This is a genomic window from Solwaraspora sp. WMMD792 (assembly GCF_029626105.1).
GTDB lineage: Bacteria > Actinomycetota > Actinomycetes > Mycobacteriales > Micromonosporaceae > Micromonospora_E.
Genome location: NZ_JARUBH010000009.1, coordinates 2587997 through 2613996, shown reverse-complemented (window position 1 = coordinate 2613996; position 26000 = coordinate 2587997). Strand labels below are relative to the sequence as shown.

Sequence of the window (26000 nt, the reverse complement as noted above, 5' to 3'; positions counted from 1 at the left end):
CAGCACCGTGGTGGCGGACAACCCGATTACGGTAGGGCGCGAGGTCAAGCTGGCCCTCGCTTGGATGCCGGACGCATCAGATCGACGAGACCACGCCACACGTGGCCGACCGTGGCGGCGGCGCGGATCGTCACCAGCGGGTTCCAGAAGTCCCGGAAGTGGACGATGCGGCCGTCCCGGAAGCGGACCACGGAGATGTAGACCTGGTGGAACGGTCGTTTGGTGACCACGCCCCTGCCCTCGCCAACGAACTCGGCGATCACCAGCTCGGGATCGGTGGTCTCATGGAAGGTGAGGCCGGAGAAGCGGACGTCGAACTGCTTCGGGAAGTCCTTCATGTGCTCGTACAGTTCGTGGTGCCCGACGAACCGGGACGGCACGCCCGGCGGCGGATAGGGGAACTCCAGCACCCCGGCCGGATCGAACAGCTCCACCCACTCCCGGATGCGTCCTGCGGTGATGTACTCGAGGTTGCGGGCGAACACCTCCTGCGCCTGCGCCCGGGTCTGCTGGTCGATGTCCACGGTGTCCACCTTTCGAGGTCGGTCGTCACGAGCTGAAGTTCCGGGGCCGGGCCGGGCCTGGTCTCTGCCCGGCACCGCGGGGCGGGCGGGTCAGCCCTCGCGGGGCCGCACCCGCGCGGCGAGGTTGCGGTCGATCAGGGTGTCCGGCAACAACCGGGCGGCCAGGCTGGCGAACCGGACGTCCGGGCCGACCGGATAGCGGGTCTTCGGCCGGGACGCGGTGAGGGCGCGAGCCACCGTCCGGGCGTACCGCGCAGGTGTGGTCCTGCTGCGGAGCACCTGGCGTGCGTTGTCGCGCAGGAAGGCCCGGAACGGACCCCGGTACAACGCCACGGTCGACTCCGGCGCGCCGTCGATGACCTCTTCGCCGGCCTGGTCGAGCTTCTCCCAGATCGGGGTACGGATCGCGCCCGGCTGCACCACCGACACCGTGACGCCGGACGGACGCAACTCGCGCCGCAGGCTGTCGCTGATCGCCTCCTTCGCGAACTGCGCCGCCGCGTACGCGCCGAGGTACGGCAGCGCGACCCGGCCGAGCCCCGAGGTGACGTTCACGATCCGGCCCCGGCCGGCCCGCAGCAGCGGCAGGAACCCCTGGATCGTCTCGACCTGGCCGATCACGTTCGTCTCCAACTGCCGCCGGAGCGCTGCTGTGGGCAGGCACTCCAACGGACCGGGTTGGGCGACACCGGCGTTGTTGACCAGGCCCCAGAGTCCGGTGTCGCCGAGCCGCCCGGTCACCTCGTCGACCGCCTGCCGGATCTGATCAGAGCGCGTCACGTCGATGCGCAGCGGATACAGCCGGTCGCCCGACGACTCCGCGAGCAGCCGCTCGCCGTCGGCCGGGGCGCGTACTCCGGCGAAGACCCGGAAACCGATCCGGGCCAGGTGCAGCGCCGCTTCCCGGCCGAGGCCGGACGACGCGCCCGTGACCACCACGGTACGGCCTGTCGGGGAGATGCGTCGCGTTCCCTTGCTCACGGCCGGCTCCGCTCCGATTGAGAGTCGATCGCGGCGAGTACCGCGTCGATACTCGCCGCCACCAGCGCGGCCGCCCGATCCGGTGACAGCGCGTCGGGCACGTAGGTGAAGTTCCAGGACAGTTGCCCGTGGCTGGTATTCACAGTGGATACGAAGTAGCCGACCACGGACAGTCCGGCGACGAACTGGGCACCGGAGAGCCGCCACGGCCCGACCCGGTCGGGAAAGTCGTACCGACCGATGTTGGACAGGCACAGGTTGACCGGTCCGGTCCGTTCCATCATCGCGATGAACCGCCCGGCGGTGGCCACCGACCTCGGGCAGGAGATCGTGACCACGTCGACCATGGCGAAGTGGCCACCCGCCCGGCGGCGGACCGCGAGATCCGCACCGATCGACCGGGCAACGTCCCAGAGGGAGCGGTCCGGACGGTACGCGACGAAGGTGGGCACGGTGGCGACGTACGTGCCGACGGCCCGCTCGGGTACGGCGGGTACCAGCGCGTCCCGGAAGGTGATCGGGGAACCGATCGTGACGTGTCCCGGTGCCGGTGAGCCGGCCTCTGCGGCCACGGCCAGCACCATCGCCGCCGCGAGCGCGCCGTGCACCGTGGTCTGCTCTCTACGGCAGACCGCTACCAGCGCCTCGACCTGCGCCGGGGCGAGGGCCCGGGAGATCAGCCGGGTACGTCGCTCGGTGAACGGCACGAAGCGGCTCGGTACGACCCGGGCCGGCCGGTACCGGCGTACCCGGAACAGGTCCTGGGCCAGCAGCCACCGCAGCCGCAGCCTCCCGACCAGGCCTCGGTACCGTCGGGGAAACATCGCCTCGCAACCGGGCAGCGCCGGCTCACCCGGCTCGGTGTCCCCGCTGCCGTCAGTGCCCGCGGCACGGGAACGCTCCTGCTCGGCGAGGTCGACCCACTGTCGCAGCAGGGAGAGCACGGTCGTGCCGTCGGCGACACAGTGCGGCATGGTCAGCAGCAGGTCGTGCACCTCGTCGTCGGCCACCCCGCGGGCCGAGGGGCGGGTCAGCGCCACGGCCCGGCACAGCGGGCCGCTACGCCAGTCGACCCGGTCGACGAGTTCGTGCTCGTCGACCCACCGTTCCCAGCCTGCCTCGTCGTCGGCGACCAGGCGCAGCGGGATCGGCCGGTCGGTCGGCACGAACCGGGGGGAACGCCCGTCCGGCTTGGTGGCGATCGCCACCCGCAGCAGCGGGTGTCGCCGACGCAGTCGGTCCAGCGCGGCGCGCAGCAGCGGTTCCGGTAGCGGCCCGCGTACCTGGACGCGGGCGATGACGTTGAGCGGCGAGACCTGATCGGCGATCCAGTACCAGCGTTCGAGCGGGCTCAGCGCCCGCCGCACCTCGGTCGGTGAATGACTGTTCGGCTGCGCGTTCATCCAGGTGCCACCGTCTCGTCGCGCACACCGGGGAAGGTGAGCGCGATCTCGTTGCGTCGGTCGAGGAGACGACCGGGCAGCCAGCGCAGGTAGACGCGGCGGGCCAGGTCGGCGAGTGGGTGGGCCAGCTGCTCGACCCGACTCAGCGCGTACGCCTGGTGGACCATCCAGCGGGTCCGCTCGCGTCGCGCGGCCTCGTAACGCCGCAGGGCCAGCGGCAGGTCGACCGCCTGACGCAGGCAGTGGGCGAGGACGACGGCGTCCTCCACGGCCACCGCCGCGCCCTGACCGAGGCTCGGCAACATCGGATGTGCCGCGTCACCGAGCAGCGTCACCGGTCCGTGGCCCCAGCGTTCGAGGAACGGCCGGTCCCGTGCCGGCACGGCGATGATCGCCGACTCGGGGGTCCGGGCGATCGCGGCCCGGACCTCCTCGGCCCAGCCCGTGTACGTCCGTTCGATGTCGGCCTTGCCGCCCCGCCAGTCGCGGGCCATGGCCGGTGCCATGTTCAACGTTGCCCACCAGTAGACCCGGTCGCCGTCGAGCTGTACCAGACCGAACCGCTGGCCCCGTCCCCAGTAGTGGGCGGCGTAGCCGTCCCGGATCTTCGGGTGCCGCATCGGGACGGTCGCGAGCCAGCAGACGTACCCGGGCTCGCGGGGCTGTTCGGGCCCGGCGATCTGCCGGCGGACCACCGAATGGAATCCGTCGGCGCCGATGAGCAGGTCGCCCTCGGCGGTCCGCCCGTCGCGGAACTCGACCCGGACCCGGTCACCGGCCAGCTGGAACCGCCGGGCCGCCGCGTCGAGGCGCACCGGCGGGTCGCCGGCCGCCGCGAGCAGGGCCTGATGCAGCTCGGCGCGGTGGATGGCGACGCTCTGCGCGCCGACCCGGTCGCCGAGGTGCGCGAACGGAACGGTCCTGATCAGGCGGCCGGCGGCGGTGCGCAGCTGCAGTGCCGGGTACACCCGGCCCCGCCGTTCGACGTCGAGATCGATGCCGAGGGTGCGCAGTGCGACGCGCGCGTTGCCGGTCAGTGACAGCGCCGACCCGGCCGGTCGCGGTTCAGCGCCCTGTTCGTAGATTTCGACGTCGATGCCGACCCGACGCAGCGTCGCCGCCGCCGCCAGCCCGCCGATGCCCGCGCCGACGATCAACGCCTTGGGCGTGGTCACTGCGCACCGCCGACCGGGCTGGACTCGACCCGGGCGGCCGACCACGCCGACGAATCAGCCAACAGCCCGGCGATCCGGTCCGCCACGCCCGCCACGTACGGCGGTTCCATCAGCGCCAGGTGGTTGCCGGGTACGTCGAGCACGTCGATCCGGCCGGTGGTCAGTTCGCCCCATCCGTTGCGGGGGTCGCGATGCAGCGTTCCGGCGATGTCGTGCATCGGTACCAGCAGCGTCGGTAGTGGGTCGCCGGCCCGCAACAGCGTGATGTCCTGGTCGACGACCTCAGGGTGGTAGGTGATGATCGCCTCCCAGTTGGCCTTGAAGACCTCGAACAGCCGCCGCACCGCCGCCCGCGACCCGCCCGGGCGCACCACTCCGGCGGCGCCGGCCCGGCGGGCGACGAAGTCGAGCTTCTCCTCGGGCGTAACCAGATTCGCCGGGATCGGCTCCAGCGACGGCCGGTCCTGATCGAGCGGGATCAGCTCCCAGAAAAACCAGTCGAGCAGTACGTCGTCGGCGACCGGCACCGGATCACCCGGCCGCCGGGCGATCGGGTCGATGAGGATGAGCCGCTCGACCGGGCCAGTACCGGCGGCGTCGAGCTGGCGGGCCATCTCGAAGGCCACCACGCCGCCGAACGACCAGCCGCCGATCACGTACGGCCCGTCGGGCTGGATTCGGCGGATCGCCGCGACGTAGCTGGCGGCCAGCGCCGGCACGGACCGCACCGGCTCGGTCCCGGCGTCGACACCGGCCGCCTGCAGCGCGTAGACGGGTTGCTCGCCGGGCAGCTGTCGGGCGAGCTGGAGATAACACAGGACGTTGCCGCCGATCGGGTGCACGAGGAACAGCGGTGGCCGGCTGCCGCCGGCGCGGATCGGCACCAGCGGGTCGAACGCCGCCGGGTCCGCGCCGCCGACCCGAAGCAGCTCGGCCAGGCTGGCCACGGTGGGGGCGGTGACGAAGGCGGAGACCGGTACGGCGACGTCGTACCGCTTCTCGATCAGGGTGACCAGGCGCATCGCGGTGAGTGAGGTCGCGCCCAGTTCGAACAGGTTGTCGTCGACGCCGATCTGCGGCAGGTGCAGCAGGTCCGCGACGATTTCGGCGAGAACGTGTTCGCGTCGGTTCCGTGGTGCCACCGGTCGTGCGGTCTCCACCTGCAGCGGCAGCTCCCGCAGACGGCGGTCGTCGCGCTTGCCGCTCGGCGTCAGCGGCATCTCGGGCAGCCAGCTGAAATTGGTGGGAACGAGGTGTTCGGGCAGCGTTTCCCGCAGCCGTCGACGCAGGTCGGCGAGGTCGACCCGGGCTGGATCGCCGACGAGGAAGGCGGCCAGGAAGGCATCGACGCTGTCCCGCCGGCGCGCCACCACCGCGGCCTCGCGGATGCCCGGATGCTGCGCGGCCAGCTTCATGATCGCTATCTCGGCTTCGAGCGGTTCCACGCGGAAGCCCCGGATCTTGGTCTGGGTGTCGGTACGGGCCAGCCAGACCAGGTCACCGTTGGGCAGCACCCGGGCCAGGTCGCCGGTGCGGTAGATCCGGTCGCCGGGCGGGCCGAACGGGTTGGGCAGAAACCGCTGGCTGGTCAGTTCGGGCTGCCGGTAGTAGCCCTGCGCCACCTGTACCCCGCCGAAGTAGAGCTCTCCGGCGACCCCGGTAGGCACCGGGCGTAGCCGTTCGTCCAACAGGTACACGTCGACCCCGGGAATCGGCGGTCCGATCGGGGGCAGGTTCGGGAAGCGCTCCGGGTCGCCGGCCATCGGGTACGCGGTGACCAGGTGGGTTTCGGTTGGTCCGTACTGGTTCTCCAGGATCGCGCCGGCCGGCAGCGCGGCGATGAACCGGCGGATCTCGGCGGTCACCCGCAACTGCTCGCCCGACGAGATCACCACCCGCAGCGCCCGGGGATAGATACCGAGCACCACCGCGGCCTCGGCGAGCTGCTGGAGGGCCACGTACGGCACGAAGATCCGTTCGACGGATTCGCGGTCGAGTAGCCGCAGCAGCTCCGGGGTGTCCCGGCGCTGCCGCTCGTCGATGATCTGGAGGGTGCCGCCGGCGCTGATCGTGGTGTAGATCTCCTGGAACGACACGTCGAAGCTGAGCGGGGCGAACTGCAAGGTGACGCCGCCCGCCGCCGAACTGGCCGCCGCCACCTGCCACTGCTGGTAGTTGTCGAGGGCGGCGTGGGACATCGCCACCCCTTTCGGGGTACCGGTCGAGCCGGAGGTGAACAGCACGTAGAGCAGGTCGTCCGGCCGGATCGGGGGCAGCGGAGCCGGCAGGATCGCCCGGGACGGCGTACGGAGGTCATCCACGACGAGCACCGTGGCCGGTTCGCCGATCAGTTCGGCGTGCTGCCGGTCCGCGACGACCAGGGCCGGTCGCGCCTGGGCGAGCATCGCCGCGATCCGCTCCGGCGGGTAGGTCACGTCCAGCGGGACGCAGGCCGCCCCGGCCAGGGCGATGCCGTAGATCGCCGCGATCATCTCGGGGGAGCGGCCCACCGCGACCCCGACCAGGTCGCCCCGCCGTACGCCGGCGTAAGCCAGCGCGGAGGCGATCCGGTCGACCTCGCGGTGGAACCGCGCGTACGTCCACCGCCGGGTTCCGGCGGCGACCGCGACGGCCTCCGGGGTACGCCGTACGTGGTCGGCGAGGCGGCGGACGATGTCGCTGCGTGCCCCGCCCGGCGTGCCGGTGGGCTCGGCTGTGCCACCCGGCTCGGCTGTGCCGCTCGGCCCGGCTGTGCCGCCTGGCCCGGGCGTGGCCAGCGCCCCGGCCGGGGCGGCCAGGAATCCGAAGTCCGGTACGGCGTCCGGCTCGTCGACGATCCGGCCGAGGATCCGCAGGTACGTGTCGGCGATCAGGCCGCTCTGCGCCCGGGTGATCGTCCGGCGGTCCGCGTCGATGCGCAGCGACACGCGCTGCTCCGCCGGGTGCACGAACACGTTCAGCAACAGCGTGAAGTTGGTCTCCTCCCAGGCGTCGAAACCGAGCGGTTCGATCGTTGGCAGTTCGAGCAGCGGCGCCAGGACGTGCATGTGCACGTAGTTGAAGGCGAGTTCGAACACCGGCCCGGCACCTCGGTCGTGCTGGATGGCGTGCAGCGGATACCGCCGGTACGGCTGGCACTCCTGCTCCCGCCGGTACACCTGCCGAACGGTCGCCAGCCAGGAGGCGGGCTCGGGTCCGGGCCCGAGGCGCAACGGCACCGTGTTGAGGAACAGCCCGGCCATCCGGTCCGCCCCGGCCAGTTCCGGGCGGCCGTGGGTGACCAGCCCTACGGTCACGTCGGTGGCACCGGAGTACAGCCGTACCGTCAGGCAGTAGGCGGCGAGGAACAGCGACTTTACTGGCAGACCGTGATCGCGGGCGAATGCGCGTACCCGCTGCTCCAGGGGTTGCGGCAGGGCGACCAGGTGGACCGGCGGCTCGTCTGCGCCCGGCGGCTCGTACTGCCGGAAGCCGTCGAGCTGGGTCGGCTCGGCACCGGCGAGCCGGTCGGCCCAGAACCGTCGGGCCGGTTCCGAGGCGAGCGCCCGGCGCTCCTCGGCGGCGTACGCGGCCGGTCCGGGCAGCGCCGTCTCGCTGACCGCCGCGATTGCGGCGCCGGTCAGGTGCAGGTAGTCGCGGAACAGGTCACCGATGACGGTGGCCACGCTCCAGCCGTCCAGCAGGACGTGGTGGAAGCTGAACACCAGGTCGACCACACCGGACGGGAGCAGGTGCGCCCGGAACAGGAACAGTGGGGGGCGGTCGAAGGCGTACCGGTGGCGGCGCCGCTGTCGCATGTGCGCCAGCACCTCGGCGCGGGCAACCTCCGGATCGCGGGTGCGCAGATCGACCACCTCGAGGCCGCCGGCGATCCGGTTGTGCACGATCTGCAGCGGCTCGGTGAAGCCGCCCAGGTCGAAGGAGGAGCGTAGGCCGGGGTGCCGGGCGACGAGCCGGTCGTACGCCGTGCGGAACGCCTCCTCGTGCCACGACATCCGGACCGAGTAGCGGAAGACGTCGTGGTAGGCGGTGGCCGCCTCGTGCTCGCTGCTGTGGTACAGGAGGCCGAGTTGCAGCGCGGTGGCCGGGGAGGCGTCGGCCGCCTCGCCGAGCCGGGCCCGGTCCAGCGGGGAGACGAGCGCGAACGGGGCGGCCGGGTCGGTCGGCTGGTCGGCCGGCGCGATGTGCCGTACCTTGCTCGCCAGCGCCGCCACGGTCGGCCGCTCGGCCAGGTCGGCGAGGGTGAAGTGCAGGCCCTGCCGCTGCGCCTCGGCATGCACCCGCAATGCCAGGATCGAGTCGCCGCCGACGGCGTAGTAGTCCTGGTGGATGCCGATCGACGGCAGGTCGAGTACCTGCGACCAGATCGCGGCGAGCGTCCGCTCCAGGTCGTCGCGGGGCTGCTGGTCGAGTTCCCGCTGCTGCCGAGCCACGGGGTCGGGCAGCGCCTCGACGTCGAGCTTGCCGTTGCGGGTGAGCGGAACCCGGTCCAGCCGGGCGAACAGGGCGGGCACCATGAAGTCCGGCAGCTGGCGAAGCAGGTGACCGCGCAGCCGTACCGGATCGAGATCCGTCTCCGCCACGTAGTAGCCGGCCAGGTAGGCGTCCCGGCTGGCGGAGGTACGGGCCACGACCACCGCCTCCCGGATCCCCGGGTGGCTGGCGAGTACCTGCTGGACCTCGCCGGGCTCGACCCGGTTTCCCCGGATCTTCACCTGCCCGTCGATGCGGCCAAGGTATTCGAGGCTGCCGTCGGCGAGCCGGCGCGCGAGGTCACCGGTGCGGTACATCCGGCCCTCGCCGCGTACCGGATCGGTGACGAACCGTCGTGCGGTCGGAACTGCCCCATCGGCTCCGGCATCGCCGGCTCCCGCCCCATCAGCTCCGGGGCGTCCCAGGTAGCCTCGGGCGACGGCGACCCCGGCGACGCACAGCTCGCCGACCGCGCCCACCGGCTGCGGCTGGTCGTCGGGGCCCAGCACGTAGAGCCGGACGTTGTCGATCGGGCGGCCGATCGGCACCCGACGCGTCGGCCGGTCCGGATCGTGGTGGCACTCGTGATGCGAGACGTCGACCGTCGCCTCGGTCGGCCCGTACAGGTTGACCAGCCGTGGCTTGGCGGCGGGATCGGCGCCTGGCGGCGGGTGCCACAGTCGGTGGAACTGGTCGACCCGCCGGGCGGGCAGCTCCTCGCCGCTGGCGAAGACCAGCCGGAGCGTGTCGGCCTGCCGACGCCGGTCCGGCGCCTGATCCAGCAGGTCGAGAAACGGCCCCAACATCGACGGTACGAAGTGGATGACCGTCACGCCGTGCCGCGCCACGACGGCCGCCAGCGCACGGGGATCCCGGTGCGCCCCGGGGCGAGGCAGGACGAGCCGGGCACCCGCGAGCGCCCACCAGAACAGCTCCCACACCGAGACGTCGAACGAGACCGGCGTCTTCTGCACCAGCACGTCGTCGCCGGTGAGAGGGTACTGACGCTGCATCCAGGCGAGCCGGTTGACCACCGAGCGGTGCTCGACCATCACCCCCTTGGGCTCGCCGGTCGATCCCGAGGTGTAGATGACGTAGGCGAGGTCAGTGGCCCGGGCGATTGGTCCGACCGGGTCGCTCGGACCGGTCGTCAGCGCGTCGAGGTGGCGCACGGTCAGTCCCGCGACGACGTCGTGGTCACCGCGCTCCCGCTCCGCGTGCGCGGTCGTCAGCAACACCTTGGCGCCGCTGTCGACGAGCAACCGCCGGATCCGGGCCGGCGGCTGGTCCGGGTCGATGGGAACGTAGGCTCCGCCCGCCTTCAGGGAGCCGAGGATCCCGGCGATCAGGGGCACCCCCCGTTCGGCCAGGATGGCCACCCGGTCGTCGGGGCCGACGCCGTCGGCGCGCAGCGCTCGTGCCACCTGGTTCGCGCGGGCATCGAGTTCGGCGTAGCTGAGTGTGTCGCCGGTGCCGTCCGCCACCACGGCGACCCGGTCGGGTGTCCGGGCGGCCTGTTCCTCGAACAGGCCGTGCAGCGTCGCCTCGGTCGGGTACTCGACGTCACTGCCGTCGTGCGCCCCGGTGACCAGGTCGCGTTCGGCGTCGGTGAGCATCGGGATCCGGGCCAACGGCTCCCCGGGCCGGTCGAGCGCGTTGACGATGAGGGTCTCGAGGTGCCGGGCCAGCGCCGTGACGGGGAAGTTCTCGTCGAACACGTCGAGGGAGTAGTCGAGGTCGACCGTCAGCGTGCCGTCGTCGTACTCGTTGACGAGCACGGCCAGGGCGTCCTGTTCGTGTAGCCGGCTGGCGGCCACCGTCCGGTGGGTGATGCCGGGAATCGGCTCCGGTCGTGGCCAACGCAGCCAGGAGAGGGTCACGTCGTAGAGCTGCCGGGGCCCGCCCGGTGGCATGATCTCGCGCAGCAGTTCGCCCCGGGACAGGCGTTGGTGGGTACGCAGCGAGCGCAGGGTCCCTTGCAGCTCGGCTACCAGGTCGAGCATGGTGTGCGTACCGGGAACCGCGACCGGTACCGGTAGCTCGTTGGCGAAGTGTCCGACTGTCTGCCGCTGCGCGTACGTGCTCCGGTTGAGCACCGGTACGCCGAGTACGACCTGATCGGTGCGGTGTATCCGGCCGAGGTAGACCGCGAGAGCCGCCGCGAGGAAGGTGAACGGTGACTGGCCGGTGGCCCGAATCCGGTCGACGACCTCCGGACGCAGGGGGAAGTTGTGCCGGGCGGTCCGGTAGCGACCGGCGGTCCGGCCAGCGAACAGCGCGGGGGTGACTCCGTCGAGGCTGGCGCGGAAGTACTCGACGTCGCGTTGTCGCTGGGGGGAACTAGCGTAGTCGACAGTGCTTCGCGCGAGGTCCAGGTAGGAGGGGACACGGTCGGCCGCAGGCTCTGCTCCCGTGACGGCCGCCGCGTACCCGGCGCAGAGCTGCCGCAGCAACAGCCGGGCGCCCCAGCCGTCGGTGACCAGGTGGTGCGCGTTGAGGTACGCGTAGGCGACGGACTCGCTCTCCCGGAGCAGGGCCACCCGGTACAGCCGGTTGCGGCGCAGCTTGAACGGCTGGGAGAACGCCTGCGCCATCCAGGAATGGCACGCCTGGTGGGGGTCGGGTGCGGTGGCGAAATCATGGACCTCGACCACCGCCGACTCAGGCTCCACCCATTGGACGAGCTGCCCGTTTTCCTCGTCGAAACGTAATTGAAACGCGTCGTTCCGTTGTAGGGCCTGTTGCATACAGGACAGCAGGAGCTCGTGGTCGATCGGGCCGACGAACTGTTCGTATCCGCACACATTAAACTGCGGAAGATCAGGAGATAAGCGACTTGCGACCCAGATGTCTGATTGGTAGGTGGTTGGCGGCGTCCGACCTGAGTCCATCACGGGGCACCTTCTACTCGCTGCCGCTCACTGACCTGGACCTTTGCGGATCAGTCATGATCAAGAACCGGGTCAATGTGCGGGCGACGCTGCTGCAGTCGAAACTTGGCCACCACGGAGCGCCCTCGTGACGGCAGAGTCCATGCGAAGACCGTACTCGGCTGTTTCCTGATGCCTGTTCCTGGCGCACACGCGGCGCAACTCGTTCGAGCGTGGCTTTGTGTCACAGCCGCCCAGTTGATCACGCTGGGTCAGCTTACCCGAGAGGCTACGCAATGCCATCGCCATGAGTCAATCCTCGCCACTCGAGCCTGATGTCGACCAATCTGGAGGCGTTGCGCGCCGAGCATCGACTGCTGTATAAGTGTATTCGGGTCGGCGCACTCGACACCCAATGAACAGCATCGATGTCTGACCGGGGTTGACGTATCGGTGTTCGGCTCTGGTCACCAGCGGTTTTGGAAGGGAATGGGGCGGGTGGACTCGTCGGATCGACGATCTGGGGCCGGCATCGCGCACCGGACGAGGGGAGTGCCGAGGGCCGGGCCAGGAACCTTCCTCCGGTGGGCGACCCGGCACGGACTGCTGCGGCTCAGCGTCGCCGCCGCAGCACGCCGGGATGATCCACAGGTCCGCCACTTCCTGGACCCGATGATTCGCGAGGACCCGTACCCGTTCTACCGCCAGGTCCGCCAGACCGGTGCGCTCGTAGGTGGCCACCTGACGTGGAGCACCGCACGGCACGACGTGGCCACCGAGGTGCTCCGCAGCGACGCATTCAGTGTCGATCCGGACACGTTGCCGTTGCCCGCCCCGATCGCGATGCTGCGCGACCTCGGCCGACGCCGGATGCCGGTCGGGCCGATCGACCCGCCGTCGATGCTCGTCACCGACCCACCCGAGCACACCCGTTACCGCCGGCTCGTCGTCAAGGTCTTCACCGCGCGGGCGGTCGAGAGCCTCCGACCCCGGGTCGAGCGACACTGCGCCGACCTGCTCGACGAACTGGGGCGGGCCGCGCCGGACGGCCGGCCGGTGGACCTGGTCACGCACTACGCCAGCCTGCTACCGGTCACCATGATCGCGGAGATCCTCGGCGTACCGGCACAGTTGCGGCAACGCTTTCTGGACTGGGGCGCCGCCGTATCGCCAGCATTGGACCTGGGACTGTCCCTCGGCCAGTTTCGGCGCGTCGAGGCGGGAACCCGGCAGCTGAACGATTGGCTGCGGGGACACTTCGCCAACCTGCGCGCCGACCCCGGTGATGACCTGCTGAGCCAACTGGTGCTGCCGAACAGCGAGGGTGAACGACTGACCGAGGACGAACTGGTCGCTCTCGCCGGACTGCTCATGGCTGCGGGCTTCGAGACGACCGTGAACCTCCTCGGCACGGGCACGGCGCTGCTGCTGGCTCACCCCGAACAACTCGCCCTGCTGCGTGCCGAGCCGCACCGGTGGCCCACCGCGGTGGAGGAGATCCTGCGCTACGACTCCCCGGTGCAGACGACCGGCCGGTACTGCCGGGCCGACACCGAGGTGGCCGGTGTACGGCTACGCCGGGGCGAGATCGTGATACCGATGCTGGGCGGGGCCAACCGGGACCCGGCCATCTTCGCCGATCCGGACCGCTTTGACGTGACCCGGCTCAACGCGCGCGACCACCTCTCCTTCTCCAGCGGTGCGCACTACTGCCTCGGTGCCAGCCTGGCCCGGCTCGAAGGCGAGATCGGGCTGCGTAGCCTGTTCGAGCGGTACCCCGACCTGGCGCTCGGCGGCGTGCCACGGCGTCGACCGACCCGCGTCCTACGTGGCTACGACCACCTGCCGGTGCGGTTGCGGTCATGATCGGGCCCGCGCCGTCGCCCCGACCGATCATGTTCGCCAGCTCGTCCCACCCTGGACAGCTCAACCCGCTGCTGACCATTGCCGCCGAGATGTCCCGACGGGGGGAACCCGACCTCTGGTTCAGCGTCGACGCCGAGGCCCGGCACCGGGTCGAGTCGGCAACGATCGGCAGCCCGCTGCGGTACCTTCCCGGCGCAGACACCCCCGTGCGGATCGACGGCGGGCTGTACGCCGCGATGGCCCGGGGGCCACGTAGCACCGCCGGCGTGGCCGCACTCGCCCGGACCATGCGTACGGCCGATGCCACCGCGCAGGTCTACCAGCGGACCCTGGACCACATCGATCGGGTCAACCCACGATTGATGGTCATCGACGTAATGAACCTCGGTGCGCTCGACGCGGCGACCACCGCAGGCGTGCCCTTCGTGCTGAGCGTGCCCTATCCGGTAAGTGCCGTCTACCTGAGCCGTCTGCCGTGGAACTATCCGACGCCCACCTCCGGGCTGCCGCGCCGGCTGACCAGGACACAGCAGTTGACCAATGCGCTGTTCCGCGTACGGTTGCACCTGGCGCTGCTGCGCGCGGTGGCCGGACCGACCCGGCGGCGCCGGACCCTGGGGCTGGCCAACGCGTCCGGCGACCCCGCGAAGCACGCCGCCGCCGCGGCCGCTGTCTTCGGCTACACGGTGTTCGGGCTGGAGTATCCCTTTCCCGCGCCGGACCACCTGCACCTGTTGGGCGCGATCGTGCCCACCGACGTCACCCGGCCCGGCCAGCCCGTCGACGAACTGACCGCCTGGCTGGACCAGCATCCCAGCGTGGTCTACGTCGGCCTGGGTACCCTCGCCACCCTCTCAACCGCCCAGCTTGACGCGTTCGCCGAGGCACTGGACCGGATCGGCCCGCGACACCGGGTGCTGTGGAAACTCCCGGCCGACCAGCGCGCGGCGCTGTCCAAGCCACTGCCCCCGCACGTCCGCACCGAGGAGTGGATTCCGTCCCAACTGGCCGTGCTCGCCCACCCGCACGTACGGGCCTTCGTCTGCCACGGCGGGGCGAACGGCTTCCACGAAGGCGTCCACTTCGGGCAACCGATGCTGCTCACCCCGTTCTGGCTGGACTGCTACGACATCGCGGCCCGGGCCGTCGACGCGGGCGTCGGACTGGCTCTCGACGACCCGCCCACGGTGGACCCGGACGAGGTCGCCGACAAGCTGCTCCGGCTGCTGTCGGAGGACGGTTTCCGGCAGCGCAGCCGGTACTGGGGCGAGCAGAGCCGTAAGGCTGGTGGGGTGGAGCGCGCGGCGGACCTGTTGCGCGAGCTCGCCGGCCGCGTCGAACGACCACGGGAGACGGCATGATCGCGCAGGTGCTACGGATCGTCGACAAGGTGGCTCCGGGCGAGTTCTTCCCCGCCGTACCGCAGAACTTCGTGACACGCGCGGACGGGCAGCTCCCGGCGCGGGACCTGCTGCACCGACCGGACGTCAGTCTCTACTGCCTCGACATCGACGACCAGCTGGCGTACTTCGTCGAGACCGCCCCAGACGTCGACCTGACCAGGGCGCCATTCGTCTACCTCGCCCAGTACCGGAACGCGCGGCGACTGTTCACCGTGCCGTACGAGACGCTGCACCGGATCGCCGAGGAGGTGCCGGACCCGGTGCGGCCGATCCTGGTCTACTCCGTGGGTCGCTGCGGCTCCACCGCCCTCAGCCACGCGCTCGGTGCGGTGACCGGCGTCCGCAGCTATTCCGAGCCCGACGTCTTCACCCAGATCGCCGTGTCGCGGCACGAGGATCCCACCCGTGACGACGAGTACGCGAAGCTGCTCCGCAGCTGCGCCCGGCTGCTCGGGCGGGGAACCGGGACGCTGGCCGTCAAGTTCCGCGCCAGCGGCATCCAACTCGCCGACCTGTTCCAGCAGGTCTTCCCCGACGCCCGTGGCATCTTTCTCTACCGGCACGCCGAACGGTGGCTGGAGTCGATGCACGAGGGCTTCACCCCGCACCTGTCCGGTCCCCAGGATCAGCAGACGTTCCTGCGGTACGTCACCGCACAGGCGCCGCTGCTGATGCCCTTCGCCGTCCGGCACCAGCGCCAACCCGCCCCGGTCGAGGCGTACCTGCTCACCTGGCTTTCCGCGATGGAGGCCTGCCTGCGGCTGGGCCGGGCCGGCGTGCCGCTGCGGCCGGTTCGCTACGAGGACCTCACCGCAGATCTGTCGGCGACGCTGGCCGCGGTGCTGGCATTCTGTGGACTGCCCGCCGACGAGATCGACGCCGCCTACCAAACGTTCGCGGCCGACTCCCAGGAGGGCACGGCGCTGTCCCGGGCCAGCCGCCAGCGCACCGAGACACCGGTGCTGCGCGAGGAGGAGTACGCGCTGGCACGTGCCGTACTCGCCGAGCATCCCACGATCAACGTGCCCGACTTCGCCGTACCGGCGTGAAACAGGGCTGGGTGCCGCCGCCGCCCACCAGCAACTCGACGGGTCCCTCACACACACCGAACTCACCCTCGAATCCGACACAATCTGACCATCCAAGGTCTTATCCGTGCAGAACGCGGTTCACCGTGTATACCAGGTCCGGATCATCGCTTTTCGCGGCGGCGATGAAACGGATCCGTTGGCCCGACCGCAGGGTCACGGTGTAGTTGACCCACGTGTACACCCACGTGGCTGCCGACCACCCGTCGATGCCGGCGATCTGGTGCCAGGTGGCCATCATCCGCAGGCGCCCGGTCACGCCGGTCACCACGAGGCCGCCGTCATGGAGCAGCAGCATCGAGTGCCGGCGAATCCACACCACGGCCCAGGCGGCGGCCGCAGCGATGGGTACCGCGCCCAGACCGAAGTACCACGAAAGCACCAGCCCAGGAATGGCCGCTTGTGCCGTCAGGAGGATGCCGATCAGCACGAAAGGGCCGACGAACGGGCGGTAGCGCCATTGGACCGCGCCGAGATCGGCCTGCCGGGCAGCGTCCGCGGCACGCTCTCCGGCTTCGACGCGCTCGGACCGTGCGTGGAGCCGGCGGTACCGGGCCTCATCGCGGGTGTCGGCGGCCCGCGCGGCCGATACCCGGGCGTAGACCTCACCCGCCAGCGGGTCCAGGGTCGCCGGCGTGACGCCGTCGACAAGCGCGGCCAGCGCCGGTGGCAGGTCGCGGCCGGCGGTGAGCGCCTCGTCGATCGGCGTCGCCCAGTCGGCGGCTGCCGCGACGAGGTTCTGCCGGCTCTCCCGGCCCCGCGCAACGCTGCCGCGGATCTCGGCGACGTCGGAGGGACCGAGCCCGGCGTACGCCGCGACTGTCTTCGCCAGCCGGTCCCCGTCGGCGTCACCACCGGCAGCAGAGCCGTGTGCGAGGGCCTCGATCATCCGCGCCGCGATCGTGGCCGACCATGCCACCTGGGCGGCGGGCTTCATACGTCAACCTCCAGAGTGCACGCGGCGGTTGCGCCGAGATCGTTTACGACGGAGCAGATCCCGCGCCACGGCCACCCCGGAAACATCGCGTGTCTCGCCGCAGGCGCCGATACCGTCGCGTACGCCGAACGCCTGGCGCAAGCGGGTTCTCCTCCCTATCGGCGAGGGTACGGGAACGAAGCTCGGCCATGGCCCGCGCTGCTTGCCGGCTTTCACCCGGTACCGGGCGGGGTCGCGGTCGGTTGGGCATCGGGGTGGGGATGAAGGCGTCGATGAGCTGCTCACGGTCGCGGCGACGAGGTGATGTCATGGCCGGTCCAACCGGGAGCACGCCGCTGCGCGCCGGTAGCGATGTGCGGCTCGCCGGTGCCGACGATCACCTGTTACAGCGGGTATGTCGTGCGTGCACAGCTGCGGAGTCGAGTCCGACTCACGATCAGTAAAATTCCACCAGAACTGGTGTCCGAGGGGGGACTTGAACCCCCACGCCCTATACGGGCACTAGCACCTCAAGCTAGCGCGTCTGCCATTCCGCCACCCGGACCTGCCCGGACCACTCTACCGCCCCCATCCGGTAGGTCGACAGCCGGACGTCGACACCGTGGGGCCGGCGGCTGAGGGCCGCACGGGGCAAGACTGTACACGAAGGGAGTGGATCATGCACAACCGTGCTGACGGCGCTGTCGGCAGGCGTGGCGGCTAACCGGCAGGCGTGGCGGCTAACCGGGCAGGCATGGCGGCTAACCGGACAGGAGCACCTGGATGGTGCCGGCCACTGCGGTCACCGCGTCGAGCGGGGCGTCCGCGAGCCGGCAGATCGCCACACCGAGCAGTAGCCAGGCTCCTCGGCGGCGCAACACGACCCGGACGGTGACATGGAACTCGACCGGCGGCAAGGGCCGGGCCGCCTGGCTCGCTCCGACGCTGCCAACGCCGCCAGCGTCCGCGCGGTCACCGGGTCCGCGTCGGCCTTCGCCTCCGACCGGCCCTCGTCCGGTCGTCATGACCGATTCCGATCTCCGGCCGACCGGTCCCGGACCGACTGACGTACCTCGGTGGCCGACATGCCGAACAGTTGCCTGAAGTCTCGGGCGAACTGGTCAGGACGGGAGTAGCCGTGCGCGGAAACGATCTCGTTGATGGCGGTCGACGACAGTTCCGGGTCGCGCAGGCTGCGGTGGCATCCCGTCAGCCGCAGTTTCTTGACGAGCTGCATCGGTGTCGTCCCGGTGTCTTCGAAGATCCTGTACAGGTAGCGTGGCGAAATGCTGGCGGCCCTGGCGATCCCGTCCACGTCGAGATGCGGATCGGCGAGTTTCCGACGGATCACTGCGGTGACGTGGGCGCGGTGCAGCATCCGGCGCACGGCCGGGCTGATCCCGGGACGTAGGCCGAGTCGTTGCCGGATGATGCCGCCCACGCATTCGCCGAGAGCGTCGACGAGCTGGGGGTCCGCCGACGGATCCGCGGCCTCGGCGATTCCGACCAGGAACGCCGCGACGAGCCCGCGTCCCGGCATCCGCCTCGGTAGCGTCGAGCCGACGAGTGGGCGTACCGCCGCCTCGGACACCGGCACGAGAGCCCGGGGGAAGGTCACCATCGCCAACCGCATGGGGGTACGCCCGGGCACATGCCGGGCGTCCCAGGGGCGTGACGTGTCGTAGAGCGCGATGTCCCGTAGGCGTAACCGCCCCTGGTTACCGTTCTGCTCGACCCGGAGCTCACCGCTGACGAGGACGCAGATCCGGTAGGACTCCGGATCACTGGCCCGGATCAGCCGTTGCGTCCGGAGCGCCACGCCTTCGATGTCGGACCGCCAACTCGTCGCCTCGATCTCATATCGGCCGACCTGGGCGATCCGCATCGCGGCGGTGAGGGACAGCGACGATCGGCCACGGATTTCCACCGGCGCCACCTCGGCCGTTGCTTCGGTTCGGTAGTACTCGTAGCGGTCCAACGGATGGACCGACCCGGTGTCGTAGAGGGTACGCACTGCAGATCACTTCCTACTCGAAAACTCCTCTGACAAGAAAAGTGTCGGGCACTACGGGCCGGGTCGAGTTGGCTGTGGACGCACAAATCACACTGCCGTACGTCGATCGACTGACTGTCGCCTTCCAGCTCACCGTGGCCGCCGGCGGTGGCCAGCAACGGCCCGGCCAGGGGCATGTAAGGGCATGTCAAGGGTCGTTGTGCCCCTGCCCGACAGGCACTGGAGCCGCGAAAAACCTCAGCCGTCCCTCTACGATCGGTCGTGGAAGTACCCCTGATGAGGAGGAATCCGCTCGTGACTGCCGTGACCGATCAGCGCACCCCGACCCTGGCTGGCCGTGCCGGCGCGGACGACGGGCTGCTGCGGGTCCTCGCCGCACCTGACGACGTCGAGCTGGCGCAGCTGGACGCCTGGTGGCGGGCCGCCAACTACCTGACCGTCGGGCAGATCTACCTGCGGGGCAACCCGCTGCTGCGCGAGCCACTCGCCTCGGAGCACATCAAGCCGCGACTGCTCGGCCACTGGGGCACCAGCCCCGGCCTGTCGCTGATCTACGCCCACGTGTCCCGGCTGATCCGGCACACCGGGCAGCAGACGATCTACCTCACCGGCCCGGGTCACGGCGGCCCGGCGCTGGTCGCCGCCGGCTACCTGGAGGGCACGTACACCGAGATCTACCCGGACGTCACCCGGGACGAGGCCGGCATGCTGCGGCTGTTCCGGCAGTTCTCCAGCCCGGGTGGCATTCCCAGTCACGTCTCGGTCACCACTCCCGGCTCGATCCACGAGGGCGGCGAGCTGGGCTACGTCCTGGTGCACGCGTTCGGCGCGGTGATGGACAACCCGGACCTGCTGGCCATCGCCGTGGTCGGTGACGGCGAGGCGGAGACCGGCCCGCTGGAAGGCTCCTGGAAGGGCGTCTCGTTCATCAACCCGGCCCACGACGGCGCCGTACTGCCGATCCTGCACCTCAACGGCGCGAAGATCGCCGGGCCGACGGTGCTGGGGCGTAAGGACCGCGGCGAGGTCCGTTCGCTGCTGGAAGGCCACGGGTACGAGGTCATCGAGGTCGAAGGCGACGACCTGCCCGGGATGCACTACCGGTTCGCCGCCGCCCTCGCCGACGCCTGGGGCAAGATCCGCAGGATCCAGGAGGCCGCCCGCTCCGGCGACTGGGACGGCTCCCGCCCCCGCTGGCCGATGATCATCCTGCGGTCGCCGAAGGGCTGGACCGGTCCGGAGAAGGTCGACGGCATCACCGTCACCGGCACCTGGCGGTCGCACCAGGTGCCGCTGTCCGGCGTCCGGGACAACGCCGACCACCTGGCGATCCTGGAGACCTGGCTGCGCTCGTACCGGCCGGAGGAGCTGTTCGACGCCGACGGCTCGCCGACCGCGACGGTGACCGGCGTCAACCCCGACGGCGACCTGCGGATGAGCGCCAGCCCGCACGCCAACGGCGGCCTGCTGACCCGCGACCTGGACATGCCCGACTTCCGGGAGTACGCCGTCGACGTGCCGCAGCCGGCGCAGCTACGCGCCGAGTCGACCCGCAAGCTCGGCGAGCTGATGCGCGACATCTACACCCGCAACCCGGACCGGTTCCGGCTGTTCTGCCCGGACGAGACGAACAGCAACCGGCTCGGCGCCGTCTTCGACGTCTCCGACCGCGGGTTCATGGAGCAGGTGTACCCGACCGACACCGCGATCAGCCGCAACGGCCGGGTGATGGAGGTGCTGTCCGAACACAACTGCCACGGCTGGCTGGAGGGCTACAACCTGACCGGCCGGTACGGCATGTTCGCCACCTACGAGGCGTTCGCCATGGTCAGCGCCTCGCAGACCGTGCAGCACGGCAAGTGGCTGCAGGAGGCGGCACACCTGCCGTGGCGGGCCAAGGTGCCGAGCCTGAACATCCTGTTGACCTCGACCGCCTGGCGTAACGACCACAACGGCTTCTCCCACCAGGGGCCCGGGCTCATCCAGGTGGTGCTCAACCAGCGGGGCACGGTGTCGCGGGTCTACCTGCCGCCGGACGCCAACTGCCTGCTGTCGGTGGCCGACCACTGCCTGCGGTCCAAGTCGTACGTGAACCTGATCGTCATCGACAAGCAGCCGCAGCTGCAGTGGCTGACCATGGACGAGGCGGTCGAGCACTGTGCCAAGGGTGCGGACATCTGGGAGTGGGCCGGCACCGACGACGGCAGCTCCGAGCCGGACATCGTGCTGGCCTGCGCCGGCGACGTGGTCACCATGGAGACCGTCGCCGCCGCGCAGATCCTCCGGCAGCGGCTGCCCGGCATGAAGGTCCGGGTGGTCAACGTGGTCAACCTGATGCGGCTGCCCCGGCCCAAGGACCACCCGCACGGCATGAGCGAGACGATGTTCTCCGAGCTGTTCACCGACTCGGTCGACGTGGTGTTCGCCTTCCACGGCTACCCGGGTGCCATCCACCAACTGGTGCACGGCCGGCCGGACGCCGACCGGTTCCGGGTGCGGGGCTTCATCGAGGAGGGCACCACCACCACGCCGTTCGACATGACGGTCCGCAACCGGGCGTCGCGCTACCACCTGGTGATGGACGCGATCAACAACGCCCGGCGGCTGCCGCGCGGCGCCGCCGACCTCAAGGTCTGGTGCGAGCAGCAGCTCGCCAAGCACGAGGCGTACGTGGTGGAGCACCTGGAGGACATGCCCGAGGTACGGGACTGGTCGCTGGGCGACTGGGCCAACCAGGGCTGACCGCACCCACCCCCGACTAGGCTGTCCACATGGCAGTCGTGAAGATCAACGCGATCGAGGTCCCCGACGGCGCCGGCGACGAACTGGAGCGACGGTTCGCCGCCCGCCAGGGGGCAGTGGAGAACGCGCCCGGGTTCCTGGCGTTCGAGCTGCTGCGCCCGGTCGCGGGGGAGGGCCGCTACTTCGTCTACACCCGGTGGGAGAGCGAGGAGGCCTACCAGGCGTGGGCGGCCGGCCCCGCCCGGCAGGCCCACGCGGGCGGGGACGGCGAGCGTCCCCGCCCGCCGGTGGCGACCGGCGCCAGCCTGCTCGAGTTCGAGGTGGTGCAGTCGACCAGCCGGTAAACGGGGTATACCTGCGCCCATGATGTGGCTGTGGGCGGTACCGGGTGGCGCGTTGATCGCCGTGGTGGTGGTCGACGTCTGGTTGACGATCCTGCACCCGGACGCGGAGGGCCCGGTCGCCGGCGCGGTCCGGCGCTCGGTGTGGCGGCTGTCGTCGTTCGCCGCCAACCGGCGCCGGCGGCCCGAGCGTACGCTGCTGGTCTGGGCCGGGCCGGTGCTGGTGACCGGCACCTTCCTGGCCTGGATCGTGCCGCTGGTGTTCGGCGTCGCGTTGGTGGTGTGGCCGCACCTGGACGGCTACCACCGGGTCGCCGGCTACGGCCCGACCGGTTTCGCCGACGCCCTGTACTTTTCCGCCGGCACCCTCACGGTGCTCGGCTACGGCGACCTCACCCCGGACACCCCGGCGCAGAAACTCCTCGCGGTGTGTATCGCGGCGCTCGGCTTCGCGCTGTTCGCCGCGCTGGCGACGTACCTGATCGAACTGATCACCGGGCTGACGGTCCGGAACCGGTTCGCGCTCGCCGTGCACGACCAGGTCCACGGCAGCGACGGCGTCGGGCTGATCGTCCGCAGCCTGACCGCCGAAGGGGTCGACGCAACCCGGCAGCGCTGCGCCGACTGGGCGGCCGACCTGCGCGCGATCGAGGACACCGTCCGGCGGTACCCGCTGGTGGCGCTCACCTACCGGCCGCGGCGGCCGGACTACGACCTCGAACCGGCCCTGGAACATGTCATCGAGGCGACGGTCGCCGCGCTGCTCACCGCCCGCTGCGCCACCTGGCGTGGTCTCGGGCCACGGGCCGAAGAGCTGGCGTACACGTTGCTGCGCGCCCAGGACACGATCGCCCGCCGCTACCTGGACCGCACGGTGCCCCGCACCGGCGGTGGTGCCACCGACCCGGGCGACACCAACCCCGGTGGCGCCCCCTCCGACGACGCCGACCAGATGCTGCGGCGCCTGCAGTCACGGCTCGCCGCCGAGCTGGGTGACCGGTACGACCAGCAGACGAGCCGGGACGGGCTGGTCGGGGTGGTGCTGGCCCGGTCCGTGCCGTTCCTGGCCGGTCTGCGTGGCTGGTCCGCGCCGTTGGTCACGCTGCGCGACGTCGACCGGTCCTCGGCCGGCGCCGGTCGATGTGATTAGCTGGCCGCTGCCGACAAACCGATGGGAAGGAGATGTCGGACGTGTCCGACGCCCTGGTCAGCGCCGCGATCGTGATCGGATCGGCGGCTGCGGCGGCCCTTGCCGTCACCGTCGTCTACCGCATCCTCCGCTTCGCGGGCCGCCGCTCCACGCTGCTCACCGACATCTCCCGGCGCGCCTTCTGGCCGACGGCGATCATCGCCGCGCTGCTCGCCGCCCGCTTCACCATCCCGATCGCCACCACCAACGGCTGGCACGAGCCGGTGCAGCACGTGATCCTGCTGGCCACCATCGCCACCGGCGGCTGGCTGGTCGCCACCCTGCTCGGGCTGGCCGCCGACACCGCGCTGCGCCGCTTCCCGATCGACGTCAACGACAATCTCGCCGCCCGCCGCGCGCACACCCAGATCACCGTGATCCGCCGGGTCGCGTTCGCCGTCGTCGGCGTACTCACCGTCGGCGCGATGCTGATCACCTTCCCCGGGGCCCGCGCCGCCGGGGCCAGCGTGCTGGCCTCCGCCGGCCTGGTCGGCGTGGTCGCCGCGCTCGCCGCGCAGAGCACCCTCGGTAACATCTTCGCCGGCCTGCAGCTCGCCTTCGGCGACGCGCTACGCCTCGACGACGTGGTCGTCGTCGAGGGCGAATGGGGCCGCATCGAGGAGATGACCCTTGGCTACGTGGTGGTGAAGATCTGGGACGAGCGCCGGCTGATCCTGCCGTCGAACTACTTCACCACCACGCCGTTCCAGAACTGGACCCGGACCGCGTCGTCGGTGCTCGGCACCGCCGAGATCGACGTCGACTGGAGCCTGCCGGTCGAGGCGATGCGTCAGGAACTGCGCCGCATCGTCGAGTCGGAGGCGGCCGCGCCGCTGTGGGACGGCCGGGTCTGCGGGCTGCAGGTGACCGGGGCCACCGACGGCAACATCCGCACCCGCGCGCTCGTGTCGGCCGCCAACTCGTCCGCCTTGTGGGACCTGAGGTGCCTGGTCCGGGAGCAGTTGGTCGCCTGGGTGCAGGAGCAGCACCCGCAGTCGCGGCCCCGGGTCCGCGCCGAGGTCGGCGGCCACGACAGCGGTACGTCGCACCCGTCGGCTCCGCTGCAGCGGGTCAACCTGTCCGACCCCTCGGCGGTCGAGACCACCCCCGGCGTCGGCGACCAGAACTCGTCCGCAGACCACCGGTAGCGGTACCCACCTCGGGGTGGCGAACCGATGGACGTTCCTCCGTCCCGGGGCTGCACCTGCGGACCCTGCGGGAGTATGGCGAGCATCTGGCTGGACAGCCGACCAACTACCGGTCGTTCCACGTCGACCTGGACATGCTCGACTTCCTGCAGCGGGATCCGGAGAAGTACGTCGAAATGCTCGCCGCCACCATCGGCCCGGCGGGCCCGGACTCGGGTGCCTTCTGCCTCGGCGCGGCCGAATCGGTCGCGGTGATCAGTGGCATCGAGGTCACCGGCCCGGCGTGGCACCGGATCGTGGACGGCGCTATCGACTACCTGCGTAGCCTGCGTGTGCCAGTCCAACAGGTGAAGCCGTACATGAGGGCGCGGTGGACGGAACACCACTCCCCGGACGAGTGGGCGACCTGGCCTGGGCCGCAGGACGCCCATGACGGCACCGGTCACGAGCGCTGAGGAGAGCGCTACCGCCCTGCACGTACGGATGCAGAGTCGGGCGTCACGCCACGGAGTCGATCTCGCGGGAACCTCCGCGCGGCCGCGTCCGACTCAATACAGGGACGGCCCAAAAACGCACGGACCGCCCGAACGGTCAGACATGTGCCGGCAACCGGATCGCCCAGGTGGCCGGCCCACCCTCGTATCCGAACAGGGAGAACACGACACGTGAAGATCAACGGATCGGACCGCTGGCGTACCGCTGTCGCGGTGGTCGGCTTCGCCGCCGTCGGCGTCCTCGCCGGCTGCGGCGACGACTCGTCCGGCACCACCGACGCCGACGCGACCCCGGAGCCGTCGGCGACGGCCTCCGCGATGTCCGACAACATGGACTCCGACGGCATGGACGGGATGGACGGGATGATGAACGACCCGTCCGCCACCCCGGCCGACCAGATCGACGGCGCGGTGGAGGCCACGTTCGCCCTGCTCGACACCCGGCCACCCGGCACCGACGACGCCGCCGGGACCGCCTGGCTGGCGCAGACCGACGACGGTACGACGGTCACCGTCACCATGACCGGGCTGGAGCCCGGCGCACAGTACATGGGCCACCTGCACGCCCAGGAGTGCGCCGCCGACAACGGCGGACCGCACTTCAAGTTCGACGAGAGCGGCCCGGAAACCCCGCCCAACGAGGTCCACCTCGGCTTCACCGCCGCCACCGACGGCACCGGCACCGCGACCGTCACCAACGAGCAGCAGGTCGGCGACGCCGCCAAGTCGGTGGTCATCCACCCGATGGAAGCCATGGACAACCGGCTGGCATGCGCCGACTTCTGAGCCACGCCACGGCCCTGGCCTGCGCGGGGGTGGCGGCGGTCGCGTTCGCCGCTCCCGCGTGGGCGCACACCGAGCTGGTCTCCGCCGCCCCCGGGCCGGGCGACGAGGTCGCCCCCGGCGTGGCGACCATCGCGTTGACGTTCGGCCCGCTGGCCGGCACCGGTGAACGGCGGATCACTGTCACCGGCCCCGACGACACCACCGTCGCGGTGGGGGAGGCGGTGGTGGTCAACGCGAAGACCCTGTGCGCCACAGTCGACCCGCTGACCGTCGGCGTGCACACGCTTGCCTACCAGGCGACGTCCGCCGACGGGCACGCGATCACCGGCAAGTTCTACTTCGAGGTCGTCGACGGCGGCACCGACAGCGCCGACCCGGCCGACTGTGCCCGCGCGGTGCTGCCGGCACCGGGCACCGCCGGCGAGGCGGCCGACTCCGCCGACACCGACGGCGGTACGGCCGACACGGCCGCCGCCGGGCCGGACGACCGGGGCAGCGGGCCGCTGCTTGCCGGGGTCGCCGCCGGCGGCGGGGGACTGCTCGTGCTGCTGCTCGGCGGCTGGCTGCTGCGCAGGCGGGCCCGGTAA

18 protein-coding genes and 1 tRNA gene are annotated in these 26000 nt (G+C 71.0%); 10 read left to right on the top strand and 9 right to left on the bottom strand.

Annotated features, from left to right (window positions below; all coding sequences use genetic code 11):
- Positions 1–44: 44 nt before the first annotated feature.
- The 5 genes from O7629_RS13125 to O7629_RS13105 form a co-directional block, all read right to left on the bottom strand.
- Positions 45–524 (bottom strand): nuclear transport factor 2 family protein, encoded by a 480-nt coding sequence (locus O7629_RS13125; protein WP_278169443.1) that lies wholly within the window; start codon positions 522–524, stop codon positions 45–47.
- A gap of 90 nt (positions 525–614) precedes the next feature.
- The gene (locus O7629_RS13120; RefSeq protein WP_278169442.1) at positions 615–1505 is read right to left on the bottom strand and encodes an SDR family oxidoreductase; all 891 of its coding nucleotides are present in this window, start codon (positions 1503–1505) and stop codon (positions 615–617) included.
- A complete protein-coding gene (locus tag O7629_RS13115; RefSeq protein ID WP_278169441.1) occupies positions 1502–2908 on the bottom strand; it encodes a hypothetical protein in 1407 nt (468 codons plus the stop codon). Before O7629_RS13115 ends, O7629_RS13120 begins: the two co-directional genes overlap by 4 nt.
- Complete coding sequence (locus tag O7629_RS13110; RefSeq protein WP_278169440.1) at positions 2905–4083, bottom strand: FAD-dependent monooxygenase; 1179 nt, start codon at positions 4081–4083, stop codon at positions 2905–2907. Before O7629_RS13110 ends, O7629_RS13115 begins: the two co-directional genes overlap by 4 nt.
- Entirely contained in the window at positions 4080–11447 is a 7368-nt protein-coding gene (locus O7629_RS13105) for a non-ribosomal peptide synthetase (RefSeq protein ID WP_278169439.1), read from the bottom strand. The genes O7629_RS13110 and O7629_RS13105 overlap by 4 nt, the downstream gene beginning before the upstream one ends.
- A gap of 531 nt (positions 11448–11978) precedes the next feature.
- Here O7629_RS13105 and O7629_RS13100 point away from each other — a divergent pair.
- The 3 genes from O7629_RS13100 to O7629_RS13090 are packed head-to-tail and all read left to right on the top strand — an operon-like array spanning position 11979 to position 15744.
- A complete protein-coding gene (locus O7629_RS13100; protein WP_278169438.1) occupies positions 11979–13292 on the top strand; it encodes a cytochrome P450 in 1314 nt (437 codons plus the stop codon).
- Positions 13289–14653: a glycosyltransferase gene (locus O7629_RS13095; protein ID WP_278169437.1), complete on the top strand. Its 1365-nt coding sequence runs from the start codon at positions 13289–13291 to the stop codon at positions 14651–14653. The genes O7629_RS13100 and O7629_RS13095 overlap by 4 nt, the downstream gene beginning before the upstream one ends.
- Positions 14650–15744 (top strand): sulfotransferase, encoded by a 1095-nt coding sequence (locus O7629_RS13090; protein WP_278169436.1) that lies wholly within the window; start codon positions 14650–14652, stop codon positions 15742–15744. Before O7629_RS13095 ends, O7629_RS13090 begins: the two co-directional genes overlap by 4 nt.
- 100 nt (positions 15745–15844) lie before the next feature.
- Here O7629_RS13090 and O7629_RS13085 read toward each other — a convergent pair whose 3' ends face one another.
- The 4 genes from O7629_RS13085 to O7629_RS13070 all read right to left on the bottom strand — a co-directional run bounded on the left by O7629_RS13085 (position 15845) and on the right by O7629_RS13070 (position 18713).
- Positions 15845–16720, bottom strand: coding sequence for a hypothetical protein (locus O7629_RS13085; RefSeq protein ID WP_278169435.1), 876 nt, complete (start codon positions 16718–16720; stop codon positions 15845–15847).
- Between the two features lie 457 nt (positions 16721–17177).
- A tRNA-Leu gene (locus O7629_RS13080) sits at positions 17178–17264 on the bottom strand.
- Between the two features lie 196 nt (positions 17265–17460).
- Positions 17461–17724: a hypothetical protein gene (locus O7629_RS13075; protein WP_278169434.1), complete on the bottom strand. Its 264-nt coding sequence runs from the start codon at positions 17722–17724 to the stop codon at positions 17461–17463.
- Positions 17721–18713, bottom strand: a complete 993-nt coding sequence (locus O7629_RS13070) for an AraC family transcriptional regulator (protein ID WP_278169433.1) — start codon at positions 18711–18713, stop codon at positions 17721–17723. The genes O7629_RS13075 and O7629_RS13070 overlap by 4 nt, the downstream gene beginning before the upstream one ends.
- 357 nt (positions 18714–19070) lie before the next feature.
- Between O7629_RS13070 and O7629_RS13065 the strand changes: the two genes are divergently transcribed.
- From O7629_RS13065 to O7629_RS13035, 7 genes are all read left to right on the top strand, one after another.
- Positions 19071–21455, top strand: coding sequence for a phosphoketolase family protein (locus tag O7629_RS13065; protein WP_278174515.1), 2385 nt, complete (start codon positions 19071–19073; stop codon positions 21453–21455).
- 29 nt (positions 21456–21484) lie between these two features.
- Positions 21485–21799: an antibiotic biosynthesis monooxygenase gene (locus tag O7629_RS13060; RefSeq protein ID WP_278169432.1), complete on the top strand. Its 315-nt coding sequence runs from the start codon at positions 21485–21487 to the stop codon at positions 21797–21799.
- Positions 21800–21818: 19 nt separating this feature from the next.
- Positions 21819–22946: a potassium channel family protein gene (locus O7629_RS13055; RefSeq protein WP_278169431.1), complete on the top strand. Its 1128-nt coding sequence runs from the start codon at positions 21819–21821 to the stop codon at positions 22944–22946.
- A 41-nt stretch (positions 22947–22987) separates the two neighbouring features.
- The gene (locus O7629_RS13050; protein ID WP_278169430.1) at positions 22988–24133 is read left to right on the top strand and encodes a mechanosensitive ion channel family protein; all 1146 of its coding nucleotides are present in this window, start codon (positions 22988–22990) and stop codon (positions 24131–24133) included.
- A gap of 134 nt (positions 24134–24267) precedes the next feature.
- Entirely contained in the window at positions 24268–24588 is a 321-nt protein-coding gene (locus O7629_RS13045) for a hypothetical protein (RefSeq protein ID WP_278169429.1), read from the top strand.
- A 210-nt stretch (positions 24589–24798) separates the two neighbouring features.
- A complete protein-coding gene (locus tag O7629_RS13040; protein WP_278169428.1) occupies positions 24799–25413 on the top strand; it encodes a hypothetical protein in 615 nt (204 codons plus the stop codon).
- Positions 25398–26000, top strand: a complete 603-nt coding sequence (locus O7629_RS13035; RefSeq protein WP_278169427.1) for a copper resistance CopC family protein — start codon at positions 25398–25400, stop codon at positions 25998–26000. The genes O7629_RS13040 and O7629_RS13035 overlap by 16 nt, the downstream gene beginning before the upstream one ends.

What these genes read in the sequence shown, in the direction of transcription:
- O7629_RS13085 (WP_278169435.1), bottom strand. Translation starts at nt 16,720, where the DNA reads ATGAAGCCCGCCGCCCAGGTGGCATGGTCGGCCACGATCGCGGCGCGG.
- O7629_RS13035 (WP_278169427.1), top strand. Translation starts at nt 25,398, where the DNA reads ATGCGCCGACTTCTGAGCCACGCCACGGCCCTGGCCTGCGCGGGGGTG.
- O7629_RS13115 (WP_278169441.1), bottom strand. Translation starts at nt 2,908, where the DNA reads ATGAACGCGCAGCCGAACAGTCATTCACCGACCGAGGTGCGGCGGGCG.
- O7629_RS13075 (WP_278169434.1), bottom strand. Translation starts at nt 17,724, where the DNA reads ATGACGACCGGACGAGGGCCGGTCGGAGGCGAAGGCCGACGCGGACCC.
- O7629_RS13105 (WP_278169439.1), bottom strand. Translation starts at nt 11,447, where the DNA reads ATGGACTCAGGTCGGACGCCGCCAACCACCTACCAATCAGACATCTGG.
- O7629_RS13090 (WP_278169436.1), top strand. Translation starts at nt 14,650, where the DNA reads ATGATCGCGCAGGTGCTACGGATCGTCGACAAGGTGGCTCCGGGCGAG.
- O7629_RS13060 (WP_278169432.1), top strand. Translation starts at nt 21,485, where the DNA reads ATGGCAGTCGTGAAGATCAACGCGATCGAGGTCCCCGACGGCGCCGGC.
- O7629_RS13095 (WP_278169437.1), top strand. Translation starts at nt 13,289, where the DNA reads ATGATCGGGCCCGCGCCGTCGCCCCGACCGATCATGTTCGCCAGCTCG.
- O7629_RS13055 (WP_278169431.1), top strand. Translation starts at nt 21,819, where the DNA reads ATGATGTGGCTGTGGGCGGTACCGGGTGGCGCGTTGATCGCCGTGGTG.
- O7629_RS13045 (WP_278169429.1), top strand. Translation starts at nt 24,268, where the DNA reads ATGCTCGACTTCCTGCAGCGGGATCCGGAGAAGTACGTCGAAATGCTC.